The sequence below is a fragment of the Marinomonas posidonica genome, from assembly GCF_043643765.1.
Classification (GTDB): domain Bacteria; phylum Pseudomonadota; class Gammaproteobacteria; order Pseudomonadales; family Marinomonadaceae; genus Marinomonas; species Marinomonas posidonica_A.
On sequence record NZ_JBHZSP010000002.1, the window covers coordinates 108319 to 129075 of the forward strand.

16 protein-coding genes are annotated in these 20757 nt (G+C 43.4%); 2 read left to right on the forward strand and 14 right to left on the reverse strand.

From position 1 onward, the window contains the following. Positions 1-68: 68 nt before the first annotated feature. Complete coding sequence (locus ACHUFM_RS02565; protein WP_113874865.1) at positions 69-1655, reverse strand: ABC-F family ATPase; 1587 nt, start codon at positions 1653-1655, stop codon at positions 69-71. Between the two features lie 316 nt (positions 1656-1971). On the opposite strand from ACHUFM_RS02565, the gene ACHUFM_RS02570 reads away from it, so the two are divergent. Continuing rightward, positions 1972-2466 carry a cyclic nucleotide-binding domain-containing protein gene (locus ACHUFM_RS02570; RefSeq protein WP_113874777.1) on the forward strand — a complete coding sequence of 165 codons (495 nt, stop codon included), beginning with the start codon at positions 1972-1974 and terminating at the stop codon, positions 2464-2466. Between the two features lie 41 nt (positions 2467-2507). Here the strand turns inward: ACHUFM_RS02570 and ACHUFM_RS02575 are convergent, their stop codons facing one another. From ACHUFM_RS02575 to ACHUFM_RS02625, 11 genes are all read right to left on the reverse strand, one after another. Continuing rightward, on the reverse strand, positions 2508-2861 hold the full coding sequence (locus ACHUFM_RS02575; RefSeq protein ID WP_394179267.1) for a RidA family protein: 354 nt from the start codon (positions 2859-2861) through the stop codon (positions 2508-2510). A gap of 107 nt (positions 2862-2968) precedes the next feature. Beyond that, positions 2969-3577, reverse strand: a complete 609-nt coding sequence (gene cobO / locus ACHUFM_RS02580) for a cob(I)yrinic acid a,c-diamide adenosyltransferase (protein WP_394179269.1) — start codon at positions 3575-3577, stop codon at positions 2969-2971. Between the two features lie 26 nt (positions 3578-3603). After that, positions 3604-7338, reverse strand: a complete 3735-nt coding sequence (gene metH, locus ACHUFM_RS02585; RefSeq protein WP_394179271.1) for a methionine synthase — start codon at positions 7336-7338, stop codon at positions 3604-3606. Between the two features lie 469 nt (positions 7339-7807). Further along, the gene (locus tag ACHUFM_RS02590) at positions 7808-8137 is read right to left on the reverse strand and encodes a hypothetical protein (protein ID WP_394179272.1); all 330 of its coding nucleotides are present in this window, start codon (positions 8135-8137) and stop codon (positions 7808-7810) included. A gap of 310 nt (positions 8138-8447) precedes the next feature. Further along, positions 8448-9932: a coiled-coil domain-containing protein gene (locus ACHUFM_RS02595; protein ID WP_394179273.1), complete on the reverse strand. Its 1485-nt coding sequence runs from the start codon at positions 9930-9932 to the stop codon at positions 8448-8450. A gap of 148 nt (positions 9933-10080) precedes the next feature. After that, positions 10081-12714 (reverse strand): aminopeptidase N, encoded by a 2634-nt coding sequence (gene pepN / locus ACHUFM_RS02600; protein WP_394179275.1) that lies wholly within the window; start codon positions 12712-12714, stop codon positions 10081-10083. Positions 12715-12724: 10 nt separating this feature from the next. After that, positions 12725-13549, reverse strand: coding sequence for a DUF2797 domain-containing protein (locus tag ACHUFM_RS02605; RefSeq protein ID WP_394179277.1), 825 nt, complete (start codon positions 13547-13549; stop codon positions 12725-12727). Continuing rightward, entirely contained in the window at positions 13549-13830 is a 282-nt protein-coding gene (locus tag ACHUFM_RS02610; RefSeq protein WP_063334332.1) for a YeaC family protein, read from the reverse strand. The genes ACHUFM_RS02605 and ACHUFM_RS02610 overlap by 1 nt, the downstream gene beginning before the upstream one ends. A 34-nt stretch (positions 13831-13864) precedes the next feature. Continuing rightward, entirely contained in the window at positions 13865-14749 is an 885-nt protein-coding gene (locus ACHUFM_RS02615; protein ID WP_394179279.1) for a rhomboid family intramembrane serine protease, read from the reverse strand. 51 nt (positions 14750-14800) lie between these two features. Next, complete coding sequence (locus ACHUFM_RS02620; protein ID WP_394179281.1) at positions 14801-15682, reverse strand: NAD(+) kinase; 882 nt, start codon at positions 15680-15682, stop codon at positions 14801-14803. Positions 15683-15832: 150 nt separating this feature from the next. Continuing rightward, complete coding sequence (locus tag ACHUFM_RS02625; RefSeq protein ID WP_394179283.1) at positions 15833-16762, reverse strand: cysteine desulfhydrase; 930 nt, start codon at positions 16760-16762, stop codon at positions 15833-15835. Positions 16763-16949: 187 nt separating this feature from the next. Here ACHUFM_RS02625 and ACHUFM_RS02630 point away from each other — a divergent pair, with 187 nt between their 5' ends. Further along, positions 16950-17690: a spermidine synthase gene (locus ACHUFM_RS02630; RefSeq protein ID WP_394179285.1), complete on the forward strand. Its 741-nt coding sequence runs from the start codon at positions 16950-16952 to the stop codon at positions 17688-17690. A 60-nt stretch (positions 17691-17750) separates the two neighbouring features. Here ACHUFM_RS02630 and pgm read toward each other — a convergent pair whose 3' ends face one another. Together pgm and ACHUFM_RS02640 are read right to left on the reverse strand one after the other, a co-directional pair. Then, positions 17751-19391 (reverse strand): phosphoglucomutase (alpha-D-glucose-1,6-bisphosphate-dependent), encoded by a 1641-nt coding sequence (gene pgm, locus ACHUFM_RS02635; protein WP_394179287.1) that lies wholly within the window; start codon positions 19389-19391, stop codon positions 17751-17753. A 164-nt stretch (positions 19392-19555) separates the two neighbouring features. Continuing rightward, the gene (locus ACHUFM_RS02640; protein ID WP_394179289.1) at positions 19556-20680 is read right to left on the reverse strand and encodes a beta-ketoacyl-ACP synthase III; all 1125 of its coding nucleotides are present in this window, start codon (positions 20678-20680) and stop codon (positions 19556-19558) included. Between the last annotated feature and the right edge of the window lie 77 nt (positions 20681-20757).

Below are 20757 nucleotides of genomic sequence, written 5' to 3' on the forward strand. Positions count from 1 at the left end.
GGGCAGAAAAACTAAAAAAGGGAAATCAATCGATTTCCCTTTTTTTAAAGAAAAAACGTCAGTTAAACTTAACTGTCCATCTTAGCGAGGTATTCATCGTATGTACCATGGAAATCAACAATGCCATCTGCTGTGACTTCAACGATACGTGTTGCCAAAGAGGAAACAAATTCACGGTCATGACTGACAAACAACAAAGTACCTGGGTAATGTTCAAGCGCTAGGTTTAAGGATTCAATCGATTCCATATCCATGTGGTTAGTCGGTTCATCCATCACAAGAACATTTGGCTTTTGCAGCATCAACTTACCAAACAACATGCGGCCTTGCTCACCACCAGACAAAACTTTAACCGACTTTTTGATGTCGTTTTGTGAGAACAACAAGCGACCAAGAGTGCCACGAATGACCTGCTCGTCGTCTCCTTCTTGTCCCCATTGCCCCATCCATTCCAAAAGATCCACGTCTTTTTCAAACTCATGAGCATGATCTTGAGCGTAGTAACCGATATTAGCATTATCTGACCAGTTCACATCACCTTGAGTCAATTCCGTATCCCCTACCAGACATTTCAATAGGGTTGTTTTACCGATACCGTTTGGACCAATGACCGCAATACGCTCACCTACTTCGACCATCATATTCAGATCACTGAAAATCTTTTCATCGTAGGATTTCGCAACATTCTCAACCTGTAAAGCTAAACGGTGAAGCTTCTTCTCCTGCTCAAAACGAATAAATGGGTTTTGACGGCTAGACGGCTTCACCTCTTCCAATTGAATTTTATCAATCTGTTTGGCACGAGACGTGGCTTGTTTCGACTTAGATGCGTTAGCAGAGAAACGGCTAACAAAGGATTTCAATTCATTGATTTGCGCTTTCTTCTTCGCATTGTCGGCCAACAAGCGTTCACGTACCTGAGTCGCTGCCGTCATGTATTCATCATAATTACCAGAGAACAAACGCAGTTCACCGTAATCCAAGTCAGCCATATTGGTACAAACAGAGTTCAAGAAGTGACGATCGTGGGAAATAATGATCATGGTACAAGTACGTTCGACAAGTACCCCTTCCAACCAGCGAATGGTATTAATGTCCAAGTTGTTGGTTGGCTCGTCCAACAATAAAATATCAGGATCAGAAAACAAAGCTTGAGCCAGCAACACTCGCAATTTCAACCCCGGCGCAACTTCACTCATTAAACCGTAATGCTGTTCAGTTGGAATACCAACCCCTAACAATAGCTCACCGGCACGAGCATCCGCCGTGTACCCATCCATTTCAGCAAATTCGGCTTCCAAATCGCCCGCTCGCAAACCATCTTCTTCAGTCATTTCGGCTTTTGCGTAGATGGCATCTTTTTCAGATTTAATCGCCCATAGCTCAGTGTGACCCATAATGACAGTATCAATGACTGAATACTCTTCGTAGGCAAATTGATCCTGCTTCAGTTTACCCAAGCGCTCATTAGGATCTTTAGACACGTTACCTGCGCTCGGCTCTAAGTCACCACCTAGAATTTTCATGAAGGTGGATTTACCACAACCGTTTGCACCGATGAGTCCATAACGTTTGCCTTCGCCAAACTTTACAGAGACGTTTTCGAATAGAGGTTTTGCACCAAATTGCATGGTGATATTGGCTGTTGTTAACAAGGTTTCATTCCACTCTTCAATAAATAATTTGTTTTTACCCCATTGGGGCAATTAAGTGCGCGTATTATCGCATAGAAAGCCCATGGGTTGCGAACCTGTTCTGATATCGATCAATACAGTTATGGCGAATAACGGACATTTCATCACCGCACTCTCACTTATGATTACAAAGGAATATGATGTGTTACTCGACCACACAAAAAGCACCTAGTTTATTGGCATCAACCGCGCCACACTTAAATTATGAAAAAATCATTTAGAAACACCAAAATTGGTCGATGATTAATAGAACAAAGAAAATGACGGGAGGGTTCTTATGCAAACCGTCTTAGCAAATGAAGCAAAATACGACATATCACCAGCTGAATTAAAAAAAGGCTCCATTTTTGGTGCCCTATCTGATTCTGGCATTCAATATCTATTGGATAATGGTGTGATTCATCAAGTGGGTATGGGGGAAGAGATCTTTTCCTATGGTAGCAAAGGCAATAGTTTTCACGCTGTGCTGCATGGCAATTTGGATTTCTATAAACAGCATGGAGATAAACAAACTCGAACCCGAACAATTAAGTTCGGTGAAGCCATCGGGTTTGTCTCTATGATTGCACTTCATGAGCGAGTAGGAAGCCTGCACGCTAATGAAGACAGCCTATTGCTGGAAATATCAAGTCAGCTGTTTAGTGACTTTCATGACGATTACCCATTCGATTTTGGCATCTTACTCATGAACCTTTCAAGAGATATGGCAAGAACCATCCGAGTATTAAGCAACGCTTTAGTCGAAAATGATGTTGTCGTAAAAAGAAATTAAAAACTGGCATCGAACGACACCAGTTAATATTAAGCGAAAAATTATTTTTCAGCGGCAACTACAGAGACTTCAACTAGCAACTCTGGACGAGCCATTCTAGCCTCAACGCAAGCACGGGCAGGAGCATGACCTTCTGGCACCCAAGCATCCCAAACAGCGTTCATCGCAGCAAAGTCTTTCATATCACGAATGTAGACTGTCGCCGAAAGAATGTGCTCTTTGTCAGATCCTGCTTGAGCTAACAAAACCTCTACTTTATCCAACATGGTTTGTGTCTGCTCAGCAATACCTGCATTCGCATCCGCTGCTACCTGACCACACAAATAAATGGTGCCATTGTGTTTTACAATACGGCTCATGCGTTGACCCACTTCCAAGCGCTCAATAGAAGACATAACTCACCTCAAATACTGTTGGATATAAAGGAACAAATCATACCAGCGAGCGAGTAGCATATTCATCTAAATAAAACCAAAAATCCAGTCAAATACACTAGCAAAAGCTAAAACTCTAAGCCTTTTTGCGCCTTGACGCCTCGTTTAAAAGCATGTTTCACTTCTTTTATCTCACTTACGGTATCTGCAAGTTCAACCAACACATCTGAAGCGCCACGCCCAGTCACCACTAAATGTTGATTTTCTGGACGCGCCATCAAGGCATCCAACACCTTACCTTCATCAAGGTATTCATAATGCAATAGGTAGGTTAATTCATCTAACACCACGAGATCGAAACTATCGTCTTGCAACATTTCTTCAGCTTGACACCAAGCTTGCTCAGAGGACTGAATGTCGGCGTCACGACTTTGTGTTTCCCAGGTAAAACCGGAAGGCATAATTTCCCATCGAACATTATCCTGCTGACGAAAGAAATCTATTTCTCCTGTGTTCCACTCCCCTTTTAGAAACTGCACCACTCCCACTTTCATGCCATGACCCAAAGCACGTGCCACCATACCTAAAGCAGAACTGGATTTACCTTTACCATTACCAGTAAGTAGTACAAACGTCCCTTTGTCTTCTTGTGCCTTAGCAATGCGCTTATCTACATGCTTTTTAATGGCTTGCATGCGATTTTTATGTTGCTCGGAATCCTTAATTACCTTAGCCATGAAATCTCTCAGTCGTTTGACTTACTTTATACACGATCGTCTTCAGGATCGTATCCTAAGTTTGGCGCTAACCAACGCTCAGCGTCATCTTTGCTCATGCCTTTACGTTCAGCATATTCTTCCACTTGGTCTGGACCAATTTTACCGACACCAAAGTAAGTGGAATCCGGGTGCGCGAAATACCAGCCACTCACCGCAGCCGTTGGTAACATAGCGAAGCTTTCAGTGAGCTCCATACCAATACGTTCATTGGCCCCCAACAGATCCCATAATTTGCTTTTTTCTGTGTGATCAGGGCAAGCTGGATAACCCGGCGCAGGTCGAATACCTTGATATTTCTCTTTAATCAACTCTTGATTACTTAAGCTTTCTTGTGGGGCATATCCCCATAAATCCTTACGTACTTTTTCATGCAAGTATTCAGCAGTGGCTTCTGCCAAACGATCCGCTACGGCTTTAATCATGATGGAATTGTAATCATCATGGTCGGCTTCGTACTGCTCTACCAAAGGTTCAATACCAAAACCTGCAGCACAAGCGAAGGCCCCCATGTAATCCGCAACGCCCGATTCTTTCGGAGCAATAAAGTCCGCCAAACTGTGATTGTATTTGCCTGGCGCGGTTAACTCATTTTGAATGCGTAAGAAGGATAAGGTTTCTACAACGTCGCTGCGTGACTCATCGGCATAAATCTCAATATCATCATGATTCACCTGATTCGCTGGGAACAAGCCGACGACCGCTCTTGCCTGTAAGCTGGCCTCAGCAATGACGTTATCCAACATGACCAACGCATCTTGGTAAACTCGAGTCGCTTCCTCTCCCACTACGTCATCGGTCAAGATACGCGGATAAGCACCTGCTAATTCCCATGTTTGGAAAAATGGCGTCCAATCTATGTAGTCTTTCACCACGGCAAGGTCGATATCCTTCTCACTGAGCACAGTCACCCCAAGCTGATTCGGTGTTACCACTTGTCCGTCAAAGGTTACTGGAGGCTTGTTTTTTCTTGCTTTATCAATACCCACACGACGCCCCGCTTTGGCTCTGTCTTTATAGCGAATGCGAGTCTTTTCATAATCTGCTTTGATGTCATCAACAAAGCTCTGGCGACGCTCAGTATCTTTACTTAGCAAAGCGCTGGCGACGCCCACACTGCGTGATGCGTTCGTGACATGAACGACTTGATTACGTTTGTAGTTTTGTTCAATTTTGACGGCGGTATGGGCTTTTGAAGTGGTTGCGCCACCTATCATCACTGGCAAATCAAAACCTTGGCGCTCCATCTCTTTAGCCACGTGCACCATTTCATCCAAAGAAGGCGTGATTAAACCGGACAAACCTATCATGTCGGCACCTTCTTCTTTCGCGGTACGTAAGATGGTTTCCGATGACACCATAACGCCTAAGTCAATCACTTCAAAGTTATTACATTGCAACACCACACCCACAATGTTTTTACCAATGTCGTGCACATCGCCTTTCACCGTTGCCATGACAATCTTGCCATTACTGGACGAAGCTGTGTCCATGTTTCGCGCTTTCTCTTCTTCAATGAAAGGCATCAAGTAAGCCACGGCTTTTTTCATTACACGTGCCGACTTCACTACCTGAGGCAAAAACATTTTGCCTGAGCCAAATAGGTCACCAACGATACCCATGCCATCCATCAAAGGACCTTCAATTACCTCTAAAGGTCGGTCGAAAGACAAACGAGCTTCTTCTGTGTCTTCGTCAATAAACTCCGTGATCCCTTTTACCAATGCATGGGATAAACGTTCAGCCACTGGAAAACCACGCCATTCTTGCGTTTCTTTCTCAGCGGCTTCTCCTGTACCAGCAAACTCTCCGGCAATGGCTAATAAGTTATCCGTGGCATCCGGTGTACGGTTCAAAACCGCATCTTCTACGGCGTCGCGTAATTTCAAAGGAATGTCTTCGTACAAGGCCAATTGACCCGCATTGACGATACCCATTGTCATGCCTTGTTTAATGGCGTGATAAAGGAAAACCGCATGAATGGCTTCACGAACTGGGTTATTGCCACGAAATGAGAAAGAAACATTTGAGACACCACCAGACACCTTGGCATAAGGCAATTCACGGGTGATATCCCCCGTCGCCTCGATGAAGTCCAGCGCATAACGATTGTGTTCTTCTATGCCGGTAGCGATAGCGAAAATGTTCGGATCGAAAATAATGTCCTCTGGCGGGAAGCCGACTTCGTCAACCAATATATGATAAGAGCGACGACAGATTTCAATTTTGCGCTCACGAGTATCCGCTTGCCCAGCTTCATCAAACGCCATAACAATGACAGCCGCGCCATATTTCATCAGTTTTCTGGCTTGCTCTTTAAACTTCTCTTCGCCTTCCTTGATGCTGATCGAGTTCACCACCCCTTTGCCTTGAATCCACTTTAGCCCAGCTTCAAGAATTTCCCATTTGGAAGAGTCCAGCATGATCGGCACACGAGAAATATCTGGCTCAGATGCGATTAATTTCAAGAAGCGTTCCATCGCCGCTTGCGAATCCAACATGCCTTCGTCCATGTTGATGTCAATGATTTGCGCGCCGTTTTCCACTTGCTGACGTGCCACATCCAAGGCGGTATCAAAGTCACCTTCTTTGATTAAGCGCTTAAACATAGCCGAACCGGTAACATTAGTTCGCTCTCCGACATTAACAAACAAGGAGTCGGCGCCAATGTTGAAAGGCTCAAGTCCAGACAAGCGACACTCTTTCACGATCTCAGGAATAACACGTGGTTTGGCGTCCGCAAAAGCGTTCGCAAAGGTTTCAATGTGCTCTGGCGCTGTACCACAACAGCCACCAATGATGTTCAAGAAGCCAGACTCAACCCAACCTTGAATTTCATCCAACATTTCATCTGGTGATTCATCGTATTCACCAAAGGCATTCGGTAAGCCAGCATTCGGGTGCGCAGATACATGCGTGTCGGCGATACGGGATATTTCTTCCACGTACTGACGCAGTTCTTTTGGACCCAGCGCACAGTTAAGGCCAACAGAAATGGGTTTAGCATGGGCAATGGAATTCCAGAACGCTTCTGTCGTTTGACCCGATAAAGTTCGGCCAGACGCATCCGTAATGGTGCCAGAGATCATAATGGGATAACGCACACCGGTTTTCTCAAAGTAATCCAGCACAGCATAAATAGCCGCTTTGGCATTCAAGGTATCGAAAATGGTTTCGATCAACAGAATGTCGACACCACCTTTAATTAACCCATCTACGGCTGTGGTGTAGGCGTCTACTAATTCATCAAAGTGAATATTTCGAAAACCAGGATCGTTTACGTCTGGTGATATGGTACAGGTTCGACTGGTTGGCCCCACTGCCCCAGCCACGAAACGCGGCTTAGTTGGATTCTTGGCCGTAAATTCATCCGCCGCTTCGCGAGCCAATCGAGCGGACTCAAAGTTCAATTCGTAGCTTAATGCTTCCATGTGGTAATCCAACATGGAAATATAGTTGGCATTGAAGGTGTTGGTTTCTATGATGTCCGCACCCGCTTCAAGATACTTAGCGTGTATCTCTTTGATGATGGCGGGCTGGGTGATCGACAATAAATCATTATTGCCTTTCAGATCACTCTGCCAATCGGCAAAGCGTTCGCCTCGGTAATCCGCTTCCTCAAGTTTATAAGCTTGAATCATGGTTCCCATTGCACCATCTAGAATCAATACATTTTCAGATAGACGCTGCTCAAGAACAGAATACGATACCGATTTAGCCACGCTTTACACCTCACAAAATTATAAGCAAGCCTACTATAGCAAAAGCATTCAGCTTTACGTTGAAAAATAGTAATGTGCAAATGAATGATTCAAAAGATCAAATGGTTAGCATAAAAAAAGCCCACTCAACAATGGGCTTAAGGTGTTTGACCTGGGTTTAAATTTTACAACGCTGTATCAAGCACCCTTTAAAATCTTAGGATCAGTTTCATTGGATCTAAGGATTACCATTAGTGTCCCAAATATAGCCACTGCTTCCATTCCCTGCTCTATCACTCTTTCTGCCAATTCGTTGTTAGATCATCCAAGAAATGCCGACATTAAAAATACCTTTATTAAACTGATGAGCGCCTCAAAAAATCATTCATCGACTTTTAAAAAAGGTCTAAATCGCTATCTATAAAGTGATTCTTTGGCTAAGAATGGCCGCTTTAGGGAAAACAAACACCTAAAGCGCTTGTTTCACTTACTAGTCATATTTCGGCTTTTTATTTGGAAAGTTACTGATCGCTAAAGCCAAAACGGCTGCGGTATCACTCGTGACAGCAATAAAGCTATTGCGACTAGTATGGCGAACCGAACCATTGTAATACTCTTGAGCCTTGCCATCTACATTGCTTATACGGTAATCGTTGTATTCTCTTACGCGGTTACGACCAATATTATTAGCATGTGGATGATCTTGTGTGATTCGCCCAAATCGATTTCCCTTTTGAAAATAGACCGTTGGATTATCATTTAGATCCCCTGTGTAGCCAATAATATTGGCTTTTACATAAAAATCATTGCCATATGCCATTTTTATTACTCCTTTCTATAATTAAAGCTAGGTAGATTATTTAAGTTAACAAAAGTGCTATTTGAATAATCATTCAAATACATTAAGAAAACGGTGAATTTAATCAAAAAGATAATTGAGGGAAGATACCGTCTTGGAATTTGAGAATTCAAGAGGTCAGAGCGGTTGATTTTTGAACACTTTTGATTTTCTATCCCTGCCGTGTCTTACACGTTTTACCAGCTGCGCGTTCAACCACAGCAACACTAGGCTAAAAAAAGCCAACTCTCAGATAAGAGTTGGCTTCGATTTACATAACGTTATTTCTAGGTTAGCTAATCTGTTCTGATGCTTTTCCTTTACCAATACGACCAATTAGGAAACCGCCAAGTAGGCCAAGCAAGATGGCGATGGCCCAGTAACCGTATTTTTCAAATAGGTTGGTGTTAATTAACGCTAGGCTCTGGTTATCTTGATACACCAATCTTTGGATAGTCTGATTTTTAAAACTCATTTGCTGGCGAATCAAAAGGTTGAGCTCCGCTTCTGGCTTTTCATTCAAACCCGCTAATCGCCAACGCCATTGCAGCTGACCACCTTCTACATTGGCTTTGACTTTAGCATTACTAATCATTTGAATTTCACTGTCAGTAATCAATTCAGCCTCATAACTCTGTCCTAATACAGGCTGAGCTACGGTGGCCGTTACTAATATCTCAAACGTATCGTTTAAAGCCATTTCATTTGGTAGTTGCCAATTCACCGTTTGGATACTAGATACCAATTGCGAATCCATCGAGTGGCTTTCCGCTTGTAAAGAAATGGTATCGTTTTCTAATATACCAAGATCGTTTTTGAGTTTTACTAAAGCCTGATTAAGATCTGACACTTGTTGATTCTTCTCATTCAAACTTGCTTGAGCACTTGCTAGTTGCTGAGCTAGGCGGACGTTATTGGCTTGTGCAGTAGCCAATTTTTGGTCCATCGCCAGCCAGCGAGCTTCCATATCGGCATGACCATCAATGGCTCCTTCCAAAGCAATTACCTGCGATCGATAATCTTTTAAAACCATCTCTTGACGGCGTATCGTAGCTTGATAATCAGCAATACTTCGTTGTAATGACGTTATTTGTTGAGCTTGCGCTTGCTCCAAGGCATTGGATTCCGATGGCGCCATAGATAATTGATTATACTGTTCTCTTAGTAACTGATGCTCTTCACGGGCATCAGCTAATTGTCTGGCTAAAATACTGTTTTGCTGACGTAATTGCGCTACTTGTTGCTGTAAGCTTTGTTTTTCATCCAAAACCAATTGGTAGTTTTGTTGCCATTGCTCACTTTGACTAGATTGACTGGCCAGTTGCGCCAATTGGTCATGGAGCGTTGTATTTTCTGAGCTTAATTGTTGAATTTTGTCTTTTAGCTGATTGTTTTCAAGCTGTAAAGCTTGATATCGAGATTCCAACGCATCACGTTGTGTTTTTTCATTTTCTAGATCAAGCAAGACTTCAGCATTACTCGTTGATGACTGCAATTGCGCAATTTGGCTGTCTTTATCGTCTAGTAAACTGGCTAGTCGCTGAAGTTCCGCTTCGTTATCTGCTAACGCTTGGTTAAGACGAAGAATTTCTGAATCGGACTGAGCCGAAGCTGGGGTTGCTTGAATAGGGGTCACTGTTTCTGTAGACAATTCCGTGTCTAATGGCGATTCTTCGCTACTGCTTTGGTCACTTGTGCTGGTACTTTGGTTACTGCATGCCGATAACAATAAGCCAACTGCAACGGGAACCCATAACGCCGTACGTGCTTTCATCATTCGCTCCTTAATCCCAAGGTAGTTAAACCTTATGCCAGATTTAAGTATAGAATGCAAAAAAGCCGTAAAGAAAATTATTACAAAAAGTATAAAAAAGCCAGTAAGTTAAAGCCGATAAAAGCCAACTTACTGGCTGTGTCCCGTTGTGTTAAGCGAGACTTTTTGAAATCACTTCATACACATCTTTCGATAAGTCATCGGCCATAATACGCTCTAGTTCAGCTTTCATTTTAACACGTAATTCTGGCGCCATTTTCTTCCAGCGTGTTAATGGCGTGCAAAGACGAGAAGCGATTTGCGGATTTCGCTTATCCAAGACTAATATTTGATCCGCTAGGAATTGATAACCGCTGCCGTCAACATGATGAAACGCGGAAATATTTTGACCAAACCCACCCAAAAGAGAACGCACTTTATTTGGATTTTTAAGGTCAAACGCGTCGTGTTTCATTAACGTTTTCATACTATCAACGGCCTTTTCCTGCTCGCGGCTGGCGCTCAGCATTAACCATTTATTCACGACCAAAGGTTCATTCTGCCATTGCTGATAAAAAGCATCGAGCAGATTGTCCGCTTTATCATGACCGTTGTGGACGGCAATGGATAACGCGGCAAATTGATCCGTCATATTATCTGCCGATTCAAACTGGTCAACAACGGACTGTTTCGCTGCCTCAGCACCACTTTCCAACCAATAAGACAAAGCAAGGTTTTTTAATGAACGACTGGCAATGTCTTTTGCTTCCGCCTGATATGGACCCGTAACCTGATGTTGCTGATAAGCTTGAGCAAATTCAGTTTGCAAAGACTCTGCTATCTGTTTTTTCAAATACTGGCGAGCTTGTTTAATGGCATTAGGATGAATTACCTGAGCCAACTCTGACAAATAAGCCTGACTTGGCAGATTCAAGATCAAAGCCACCATCGCAGGGTCTAAATTATCGTTTTGTAATAGCGCTTTGAAACCTTCCACTAAGTTTGAGGTTAGAGACAGAGCTTCTCCAGCGATCGCTTGCTCAATTAAGGTATTAAGCTCATTCACCGCTAACTGCTGGCCAGCGTTCCAACGATTAAAACCGTCCTGATCAGCGGACAACAGCAACAACAAATCCGCAGAAGAATAGTCGTAAGACAGCTTCACTGGCGCAGAGAACCCTCTTAGCAAAGAAGGCACAGGCTTGGTTGCAACTTGCGTGAATTCAAATACTTGCTCGGCTTCTGTCAATTCCAACAAATGCTCGTCGGACGAATCGTCATTGAACGAGGCTAAAAGCGCATTACCTGATTGATCAATCAAGCCAACACGCACGGGAATATGCAAAGGCAACTTAGTTGGTTGGCCAGGGGTGGCTGGTGTTTCTTGCTGTAAGGTTAGACGATAGGTTTGACCTTGTTCATCGTATTCATCGACGACATGAATCTGTGGTGTGCCAGCTTGAGAGTACCAGCGTTTAAATTGCGTCAGATCGACACCGGAAGCCTCTTGCATGGCGGCGACGAAATCATCACAAGTCACGGCTTGGCCGTCGTGACGCTCAAAATACAAATCCGAGCCTTTGCGGAACTTCTCTGCGCCTAACAAAGTATGAATCATGCGCACAATCTCAGCGCCCTTTTCATACACGGTTAAGGTATAAAAATTAGAAATTTCAATAAAGGAAGCAGGACGAACAGGATGCGCCATTGGACCTGCGTCTTCAGCAAACTGAGCGGTTTTCAAGAAGGACACATCTTCAACACGCTTTACTGTGTCTGAATGCATGTCCGCTGAAAAGCTTTGATCACGGAATACAGTGAAGCCTTCTTTCAAACTTAACTGGAACCAGTCACGACAAGTCACTCGGTTACCAGACCAGTTATGAAAGTATTCATGCGCCACAATGGCTTCCACACGCAAATAAGTATCGTCTGTGGTGGTTTCAGGACTGGCGAGCAAGCATGAGGAATTAAAGATATTCAAGCCTTTATTTTCCATCGCCCCCATATTGAAGTCATCCACCGCGACAATCATGAAGATATCTAAGTCATACTCTCGACCATAAACTTCTTCATCCCAACGCATGGATCGCTTTAAGGCTTCCATTGCGTAGTCAACTTTGTCGATGTTGTGGGCTTCCGTGAAAATTTGCAGCTTTACTTCTCGCTGGCTCTGCGTCAAAAAGGTGTCATTTTTGACTTCTAGATTACCAGCGACAAGAGCAAACAAGTACGCAGGTTTTGGGAAGGGGTCGTGCCAGACCACAGAGGTTTTGCCATCATCCTGAATCTCACGAGCAATTTCATTACCATTAGACAGCATCACTGGGTATTTTTCTGCATCAGCAATGATTCTTGTGGTGAATACCGACATCACATCAGGGCGATCAAGGTAATAGGTAATGTGACGGAAACCTTCTGCCTCACACTGAGTGCAGAACATAGAAGAAGAACGATATAAACCTTCTAAGCGAGTGTTGTTTTGCGGTTCAATTAGGGTTTCGCAAGTCAGTACAAAGCTGTCTGCTGTGGCGGTGATTATTAGCTGATTGTCCACCAGCTGATATTCACCAGACGGTAACACATAATCATCCATGGCAACCGCTACTAACTTAACATCTTCACCGCCATCCAAAACCAAAGGAGCAGTATTTTCCTTTGAGTCTGGGTTGCGTCGCATGTGCAACTTGGATGTCACTACCGTTGTGGCTTCGTCTAACTCAAAGGTTAATTCTGTTTTATCGATCAGAAACGGAGGGACTTTGTAGTCTTTCAGGTAAATCGCTGACGGATGACTCTCTTTCATAATCACTCTCCTAGAAACTTAAACTGGCTTGGTAACCTGTGTATTTGCGTAAATTGATGACACCAGTATCGAGAATCAAATATTGGCCTTTGATACCCATTAACACCCCTTCAATCACGGGTGTTTTCTCTGCATTTAGACTGGTGATCTTAGTGGGGTATTCCAACACTGGATAGGTAAATTCGTGGGTTTCATTCTGATCCGACAAATCGGTAATGGCTTGTAGGCCAAACTCTTGCTGCAGTGAGTCTAACCCCTCGTATAACTGACTAATCAAGCGTTCTTGTTCGGCCTCAAGATCCAACACCAGATCCGAACCTTTTAGCATATTACGCCAGTTGGTTTTATCCGCTACTTCGGATTTAAATAAGGTTTCAACCAAACCAGACAAACGACGATTCTCAACACGAAAAATCGGTCTAGCTTGGGTAGCCCCTTGGTCAATCCAACGGATTGGCAGCTGATCGCCACGAGTAATACCAATTTTTAATGCAGATGAATTAGCCAGATAAACATAATGGCTTTGCATGCAAAATTGCTCAGCCCACTCAGGCTCACGACAAGTACCCAAATGAAAATGGCATTTCTCCGGACTCATGATGCACGTATCGCAAGCGGCAAGTTTACGAAAGCAATTAAAACAATAGCCCTGACTGAACGATTTCTTGGTCTTTTTGTGACAGTGAATGCAATGAATGTCACCACTGAAGTCCAAACGAATTCTTTGCCCCAAAAGATCATTCATCTGCTGGCATTGATCGTCCAGATTAAGTTGGTATTGCACCTTGCCATCGATGGCTTCAACCTTCATCTTACGAATTTGACCTTGCAGCATTAGGACTTGCCTTCTGCTGAATTATCCACCCATTTTATGGTTTCATGTTCATTGGTCGATTGTTTGCTGTCACAACCCTGGTGAACTTGCGTATCAATGAAACCCACGCGTTTTTCTTCAGACTTATTGGTGTAGTCGTAGGTAATTACCGCTTGCAAGCATAATTCTTTTTGTTCTTCCGTTAAGCGTACGCCATTTGGCCACTTGCCAAGCTCTACGGCTTGTTTCAGGCTGGCGTAGACTTCTGGTGACATATTGTCGATCATTTCTTTAAAGTTCATGTTTTCTCTCTTTAAACCGAATCAGCTCAAGCATTTAATCGGCTTTAATCTGTTTACCAAAAAATGCATCAAATAACCCAAAGCACACACAAAGCGCCAACCCGGAGAGCAAACCGATTGTATGTGCTGTGTTAGCGATATTGCCTAACCCCAGTGTTTCAGGCAATGACGTGAAGCCCACGCCCAACCAAATCATGAAAAAGACCATTAAGCCCTTACTGATCAAAACAGGGTAATGTGAACGAACAATCGGCAATAACCAAGCAAAACCGATCAAACCATATACCACACCAGACAAACCGCCAAAAATTGGATAACCACTGAAATAGAATTGTAAAACGTTACTTAATATTGCGGTAATCAACACCGTCAATATCCACACAAGCTTACCAACCAGCACCTCTAACTTACGGCCAATATCCCATACCCATAGGCAATTAAATACAATATGAACCACACTAAAATGCAAAAAAGCTGGCGTTAAAATACGCCAATATTCAGCTTTCGCCATAACATCGGATAAATTCATAAAATAAATATGACCGTTCGTCACATCAAATGGACTAATGGTAAACAGACTGACTAAAGAAAGGTTGGCTCCTAATTCGGTCGCAACGGCAACAACAAAGCTGATCATCAATACCATCACAGTTAAAGGTGATTGTTTGGCCTGCATCATTAAGTTGCTTGGTGATTTTCGTTCGGGAGCCTGATTGACATGAGAATTTTGTAACAGGGATGGATCTTCTTTCCAAATCAAAATTAATTGTTGAACTGTGGCCTGTTGACTGGCGTCCAGCAGCCATAACTCTCTTGCCCCTTGATTCTCAACAATTTGATGAGCTACTTTATGATGCCATAAAGCATTAGCCAGTAATTGCGGTTCTTCTGTCGTGTCAAAGCGATATACGAAATACATGAAATTCTAAAAAGATACCTTTTTTAGACAATACCAGCTTAATCTATCAGATTAAGGACGATAACTTGACTGCCACCCCAGCTTATCACGACAAACATTGTAGAAGTCATGATCCTTTGGATGAATAAGGCGAATGCCACCCTGCTTCTTGGTAATATGAATCTCGTCACCAGGAGCCGCAGTAATGTTCAATTGCCCATCACAACTTACGCTTGGATAGGTCAAATTGGACTCACATACCACAATTCGAATTTTCGCATTAGCATCAATCACAATAGGACGATTACTTAGGGTATGTGGGTGCATAGGAACCAGCACCAAGGCATCTAGTTTCGGTAACATGATTGGTCCACCAGCGGATAAAGCATACGCCGTTGATCCTGTTGGCGTGGCCACAATCAAACCATCGGACTTTTGATTCATGACAAACTGATCATCAATAAAAAGATCAAAACGTATCATTCGAGCCGATTTACCTGGGTGCAAAACCAAATCGTTTAACGCGATGCCATCACCACTTGGTCGATTCTGGCGTTTAATCTTAGCCTCTATCATAAAGCGTTTCTCTTCATGATATTCGCCTGCCAAAATAGGGTCTAATTCTTCTTGTAGGTGTTGAGGAGAAATGTCGGTCAAAAAGCCCAAAGTACCACGGTTAATCCCCAGTACTGGAATATCATAGTTACAAATTGCACGGGCAGCGCCTAAGAAACTACCGTCGCCACCTACGACCATGACCATATCACAATGATCACCCAACTCTTTAAGTGGGGCTTGCGCTACTTTGATGCCAGGCATCATCGCCGCCAATTGGCTTTCGAGAACAGGTTGCACCTCTTTATCCTGAAGATAATCCATTAACTTCTTCACGGTGTCTAAAATTTGCGGTTTGTCTAATCGAGCAATAATGCCAATACGTTTAAAAAGACTCATGCGTCCTTCTCTTTCCTGCTTTCAATGTATACAAATGAACTCACTGCGATCGCTATTGGAGTCTTACATAATTTGCGCCACTTTAACATGAAGCAGGCTATATTCGCTATGAGCGAAGCTTAATATCAAACTCAGATTGACTTTTTTCTTTCAAAACGGAGTCTGATGCGACGCGTATCCTCGCCACCCTTGCATTCCTCCAGTATGAATCATAAGGGTTTTAGTATGCGGCCAAGAACCAGCTTTCATTTTATGCCAAAGACTAAAGAGCACTTTTGACGTATAAACAGGGTCTAATTCAACATCGGGGTTTGCCTCAAAAAAGGCTTTTAAAAACATCGTTAATTCCAATGGAAGCTTAGCATAACCGCCCAGATGTGCGTCATCATGAAACCCTAGACGATCACTAATATGTTGTAAGTCGTCTTGTTGTTTTACAATATTAGCCGCCAAGCTAATAATCTTAGCACGCTGTTGAGCCATACCTTTTAGGGCGCTAAACACCTCAAGTTTCGGGCAGGCCTCACTTGATAAAATGCCCGCTGCTGTGGTCCCCGTACCTGCCGCAATAGCCCAAGCGGAATATTGACCAGATGTAGCTCCAATAGTATTCGCCCAATCCGCACAACCTTCTGCACCTAATACACCACCGCCCCCTTCAGGGACCCAATAAATTTCTGGATAGAGCTGTGAAATATGTTTTACCACATTCGCTTCCAAGCCTAAGCGGAAATCCGAACGTTGACTCGGCCAGAGTTCCGCTCCGTCTGCAACTGCGTCTTGTAACGTTGGCGTTAAGCCAGTCTGTAACTCGCCTCGCACTAGCAGAATAGCCTGTTCATCTCTATCCGCTAGACTGGCCGCCAAGGCATGTAAATGATTTGAATAAGGCCCACCTAAAGAACCAATGTATTTGGCATTTTGTTGTTCTGCAGCCTTTAAATGATAGCGCAACTTATGCCACTTGTTTCCTGGCGCTTTAGCGTGCTCTAAATCGCCACGATAAATGTCCAACTGATACGTTTGGTTAAGTGTAGACGCACCTAAAAAATTAAGATTGATGGATTGAATTAATGACACAAACAGCCTAACCAAAGTCGATTCATAAAAGGAATATGCTCATTATACTCAGAATGGCACATAGACAGATTATCCTAATGTTTTTTTTGTTAGAATCCGCCACTCTAATTATTTGTATTGCGCCCTTTCTTCAGGCCTAAATTCTGGTCGAATTTACATGAGGGAACGATACTCAACAAGGATCACCATGAGCCAACACAACTTATTGTATGATGCTGCCGATGAATTTGGCCCCATTCGAGTTTTTGATGATGGGCAATATCGAATTTTGTCTTTTGCTGACGGTGATGAACAAAGTCGCATTCGCTTATCCACACCGCACATATTACAGCACGAATACACTCAAGCCATGATGCTCTCATTGTTGTTTTGTCAGCCAAAGAGAGTATGCATTTTGGGTCTAGGTGGTGGCACCTTGATTCATGCTTTGTATCACACTGTGCCCAGTGTGCAAATTAGCGCCGTTGAATTAAGGGCGGACGTTTTGGATGCCGCTGAGCTATTTTTTAAACTGCCAAGAGGCAAACGCATTCAGCTAACCTTAGATAATGCCATTGACCATGTTGAACAAGGACTCGACAAAAAAGTCGATCTGTTAATGACAGACATCTACAACACTCAAGGCATGGACATTCATGTTCTTGCACCTAGCTTTATTGAAAACTGTGCCAAAAACATTAAAGAAACAGGCTGGCTTGTTCTTAACTGTTGGATAGATCAAAAGCACAATGACGATTTAACCCAATGCCTAAAAGAACATTTCCGTTCCGTCAGTGCGCTGGACACAGGAAGCGGTAATTGGGTGATTTTAGCCGGCAAGCAAAAACCAGATAATACTGCTAAAGAGCTTAAAACCATGGCGCAAAAACTGAGTAATCCCTTGGGGTTTTCCCTCAATAAATGGCTGACCCGCCTGACTGAGCTTTGACATAAAAAAGCCAGCTTATCGCTGGCTTCTCCTTAATGGATGCGACATCCTAATATTCAGTTAAGACAGTACAGAATCGACTAAGGCTTTTGCTTCTACTTCAAGTGCTAATAAATGCGCCTCTGAAACAAAACTTTCCAGATAAATTTTATAGACATTTTCCGTACCGGATGGACGCGCCGCGAACCAACCATTCGCGGTAGACACTTTTAGTCCACCAATGGCGGCTTGATTTCCCGGAGCATGAGTTAGAATCGACTCAATTTTCTCTCCTGCGAGTTCTGTTTGCGTCACATTGTCAGCCTGTAAAGCACCCAATAAACGTTTTTGCGCAGGCGTCGCAGCCACATCAATACGTTTATAGTGAGGTTTGCCGTAACGCGCCACTTGCGCCTCATACAGACTCTGCGGGTCTTTACCTGTTACCGCTAATATTTCCGCCGCCAATAACGCCATAATGATGCCGTCTTTGTCTGTGGTCCAAACGCTAGCATCCTTACGCAAAAAAGAGGCACCAGCACTTTCTTCGCCGCCAAACCCCATGGTGCCTTGGTACATACCTTCTACGTACCATTTGAAACCAACAGGGACTTCGCACAATTGTTTGTTTAAGCCATTCACCACACGATCAATCATGCCGCTAGAAACAAGGGTTTTACCAAACATGGTATCCGCAGGCCAATGTGGACGATGTTGTGACAAATATTCGATGGCGACAGCCAGATACGCATTTGGGTTCATTAAGCCAGACTTGGCACAGACGATACCATGGCGGTCGTAATCAGGGTCATTGCCAACCGCAATATCAAAATCGTCTTTTAATTTGAGTAAAGACTGCATGGAATAAGGCGATGAGCAGTCCATGCGGATACGACCATCTTTATCCAATGGTACAAATCGAAATGTCGGGTCTACTTCTGTATTAACAACAGTAATGTCTAACCCATATCGATCTGCAATGGGTTTCCAATAGTGAATACCGGATCCGCCCATAGGATCAACACCAATGCGAATCTTGGCTTTCGCAATGGCTTCCATATCAATCACATTTTCTAAATCACTGACATAATGCTCAATATAATCAAATGATTCGATCAAATCTGAGGTGTCTATTTCACTTTGCTGAGCCGACTTAACATCTTGTAAACCCGTCACTAATAATTGATTCGCACGATTGGCTACCCAATCTGTAATGTCTTTATCAGCTGGACCACCTTTGATGGAGTTGTATTTTATGCCGCCATCTTCTGGTGGATTATGAGACGGTGTAATGATAATACCATCACTTAATTCGCTTGCATTCGCGTTGTGAGTTAAAACAGCATGAGAGACTACTGGTGTCGGCGTAAAGCCACCTCCCGCCTGTACGAGCACCTTGATATTATTTGCTACCAACACACTTAATACGGTTTGAAAAGCCGCCTCAGACAAAGCATGAGTATCTTTAGCTAAGTAGACGGGGCCAGTGATCTTTTGAGCCACTCGATATTCTGCCAATGCCTGTGAAATGGCGAGAATGTGATCTTCATTAAAAGTGGTTTGTAGAGCGCTACCGCGATGACCAGAAGTACCAAAGCTGACTTTTTCATCTGGATGATTTACAACATCTGGCTTATTGCGATAATACGCTGTCATCAGTTGCGGTAAATTCACCAAAGAATCGTGATGTGCAAGCTGTCCTGCTTGTGGATGGATTGCCATTTAGAGAGCCCTATTGAATGTATTTACAATAAAGTCTCGCCTAAAATCATTAAATTTTCAATGAGTTATCTTAACCACAAAACGGGCTCAACCAGTAAACAGAAATACCAGTTGAGCCCGTGCTGGCTGAGTTCGTTCAATGTTACTCACTAAACCAATCAGGATTAACGTTTTTTCAGTATCAAACTACCAATAGAGTAACCTGCTCCAAACGAACAAATCACACCAATATCACCTTGTTGTAGATCTTCATGGTATTTCGCAAAGGCAATAATGGAACCGGCAGAAGCGGTATTCGCGTATTCATCCAATACCACTGGCGCTTCCTCTAACGTCGCATCACGTCCTAGCAAACGCTTACTGATTAATAAATTCATATTAATATTCGCTTGGTGCAGCCACCAGCGCTTCAGCTGTGATACTTGAATGCCTTCGCTACTCAAATGGCTTTCAATATGATCGGCTGCCATAGGGCATACTTCTTTGAAAACCTTACGACCATTTTGATGAAATAACTTATCTGCACCATAAGGGTCTTCGTCTGTAATACGAGTCAGATAGCCAAAGTTCGAACGGATATTATTAGAATAGGACGTTACACACTTGGTGCTTAACACCTCAAATGAATGATCAGATTGGCAGGTTTCCGCCAGCTCAACCACTGTCGCTGTCGCCACATCACCAAAAATAAAGTGCGAGTCGCGATCCATATAATTCACCTGTGCTGAAGTCAGCTCTGGGTTGATCACCAAGACCCCTTTTGCCGTTCCCGCTTTTACCGCATCAACTGCGCGCTGCAAACCAAAGGTCGCCGCAGAACACGCCACCAGCATATCAAAGGCAAACCCTTCAATACCTAGTGCAGACTGCACTTCAATAGCAATGGCAGGATAAGATCGTTGGGTATAAGCGCAAGAGACAATGACCATATCGATGTCGGCAGGCTTTTTATTGGCTGCAACCAAGGCCTTGTTTGCAGCGGCAATCGCCATTTCGGCCTGATGAGAGACTTCATCATCCCCGCGAGGGGATAGCAAAGGGCGCATTCGATCAATGTCTAACGCGCCCTCTTTCGAATAAATATAACGACTTTTAATACCCGACGCTTTTTCAATAAACGCCGCACTGGATAAGGGCTTTGCCTCTAATTCGCCTTGCTCAATCGCTTTTGCATTCGTTGAATTGTATTTTTCCGCCCATGCGTTATAGCTATCGACGAGTTCTTCATTCGTGATGGAATGTGCAGGAGTCCATAACCCGACTCCGCTAATGACAACAGAAGAATTCATTTAATTCGTCCTTATTATTGTTTTGCAATGTTAAGTATAGATGAGATTGTGAACGACAAATCCGTCTTCGTCCACAT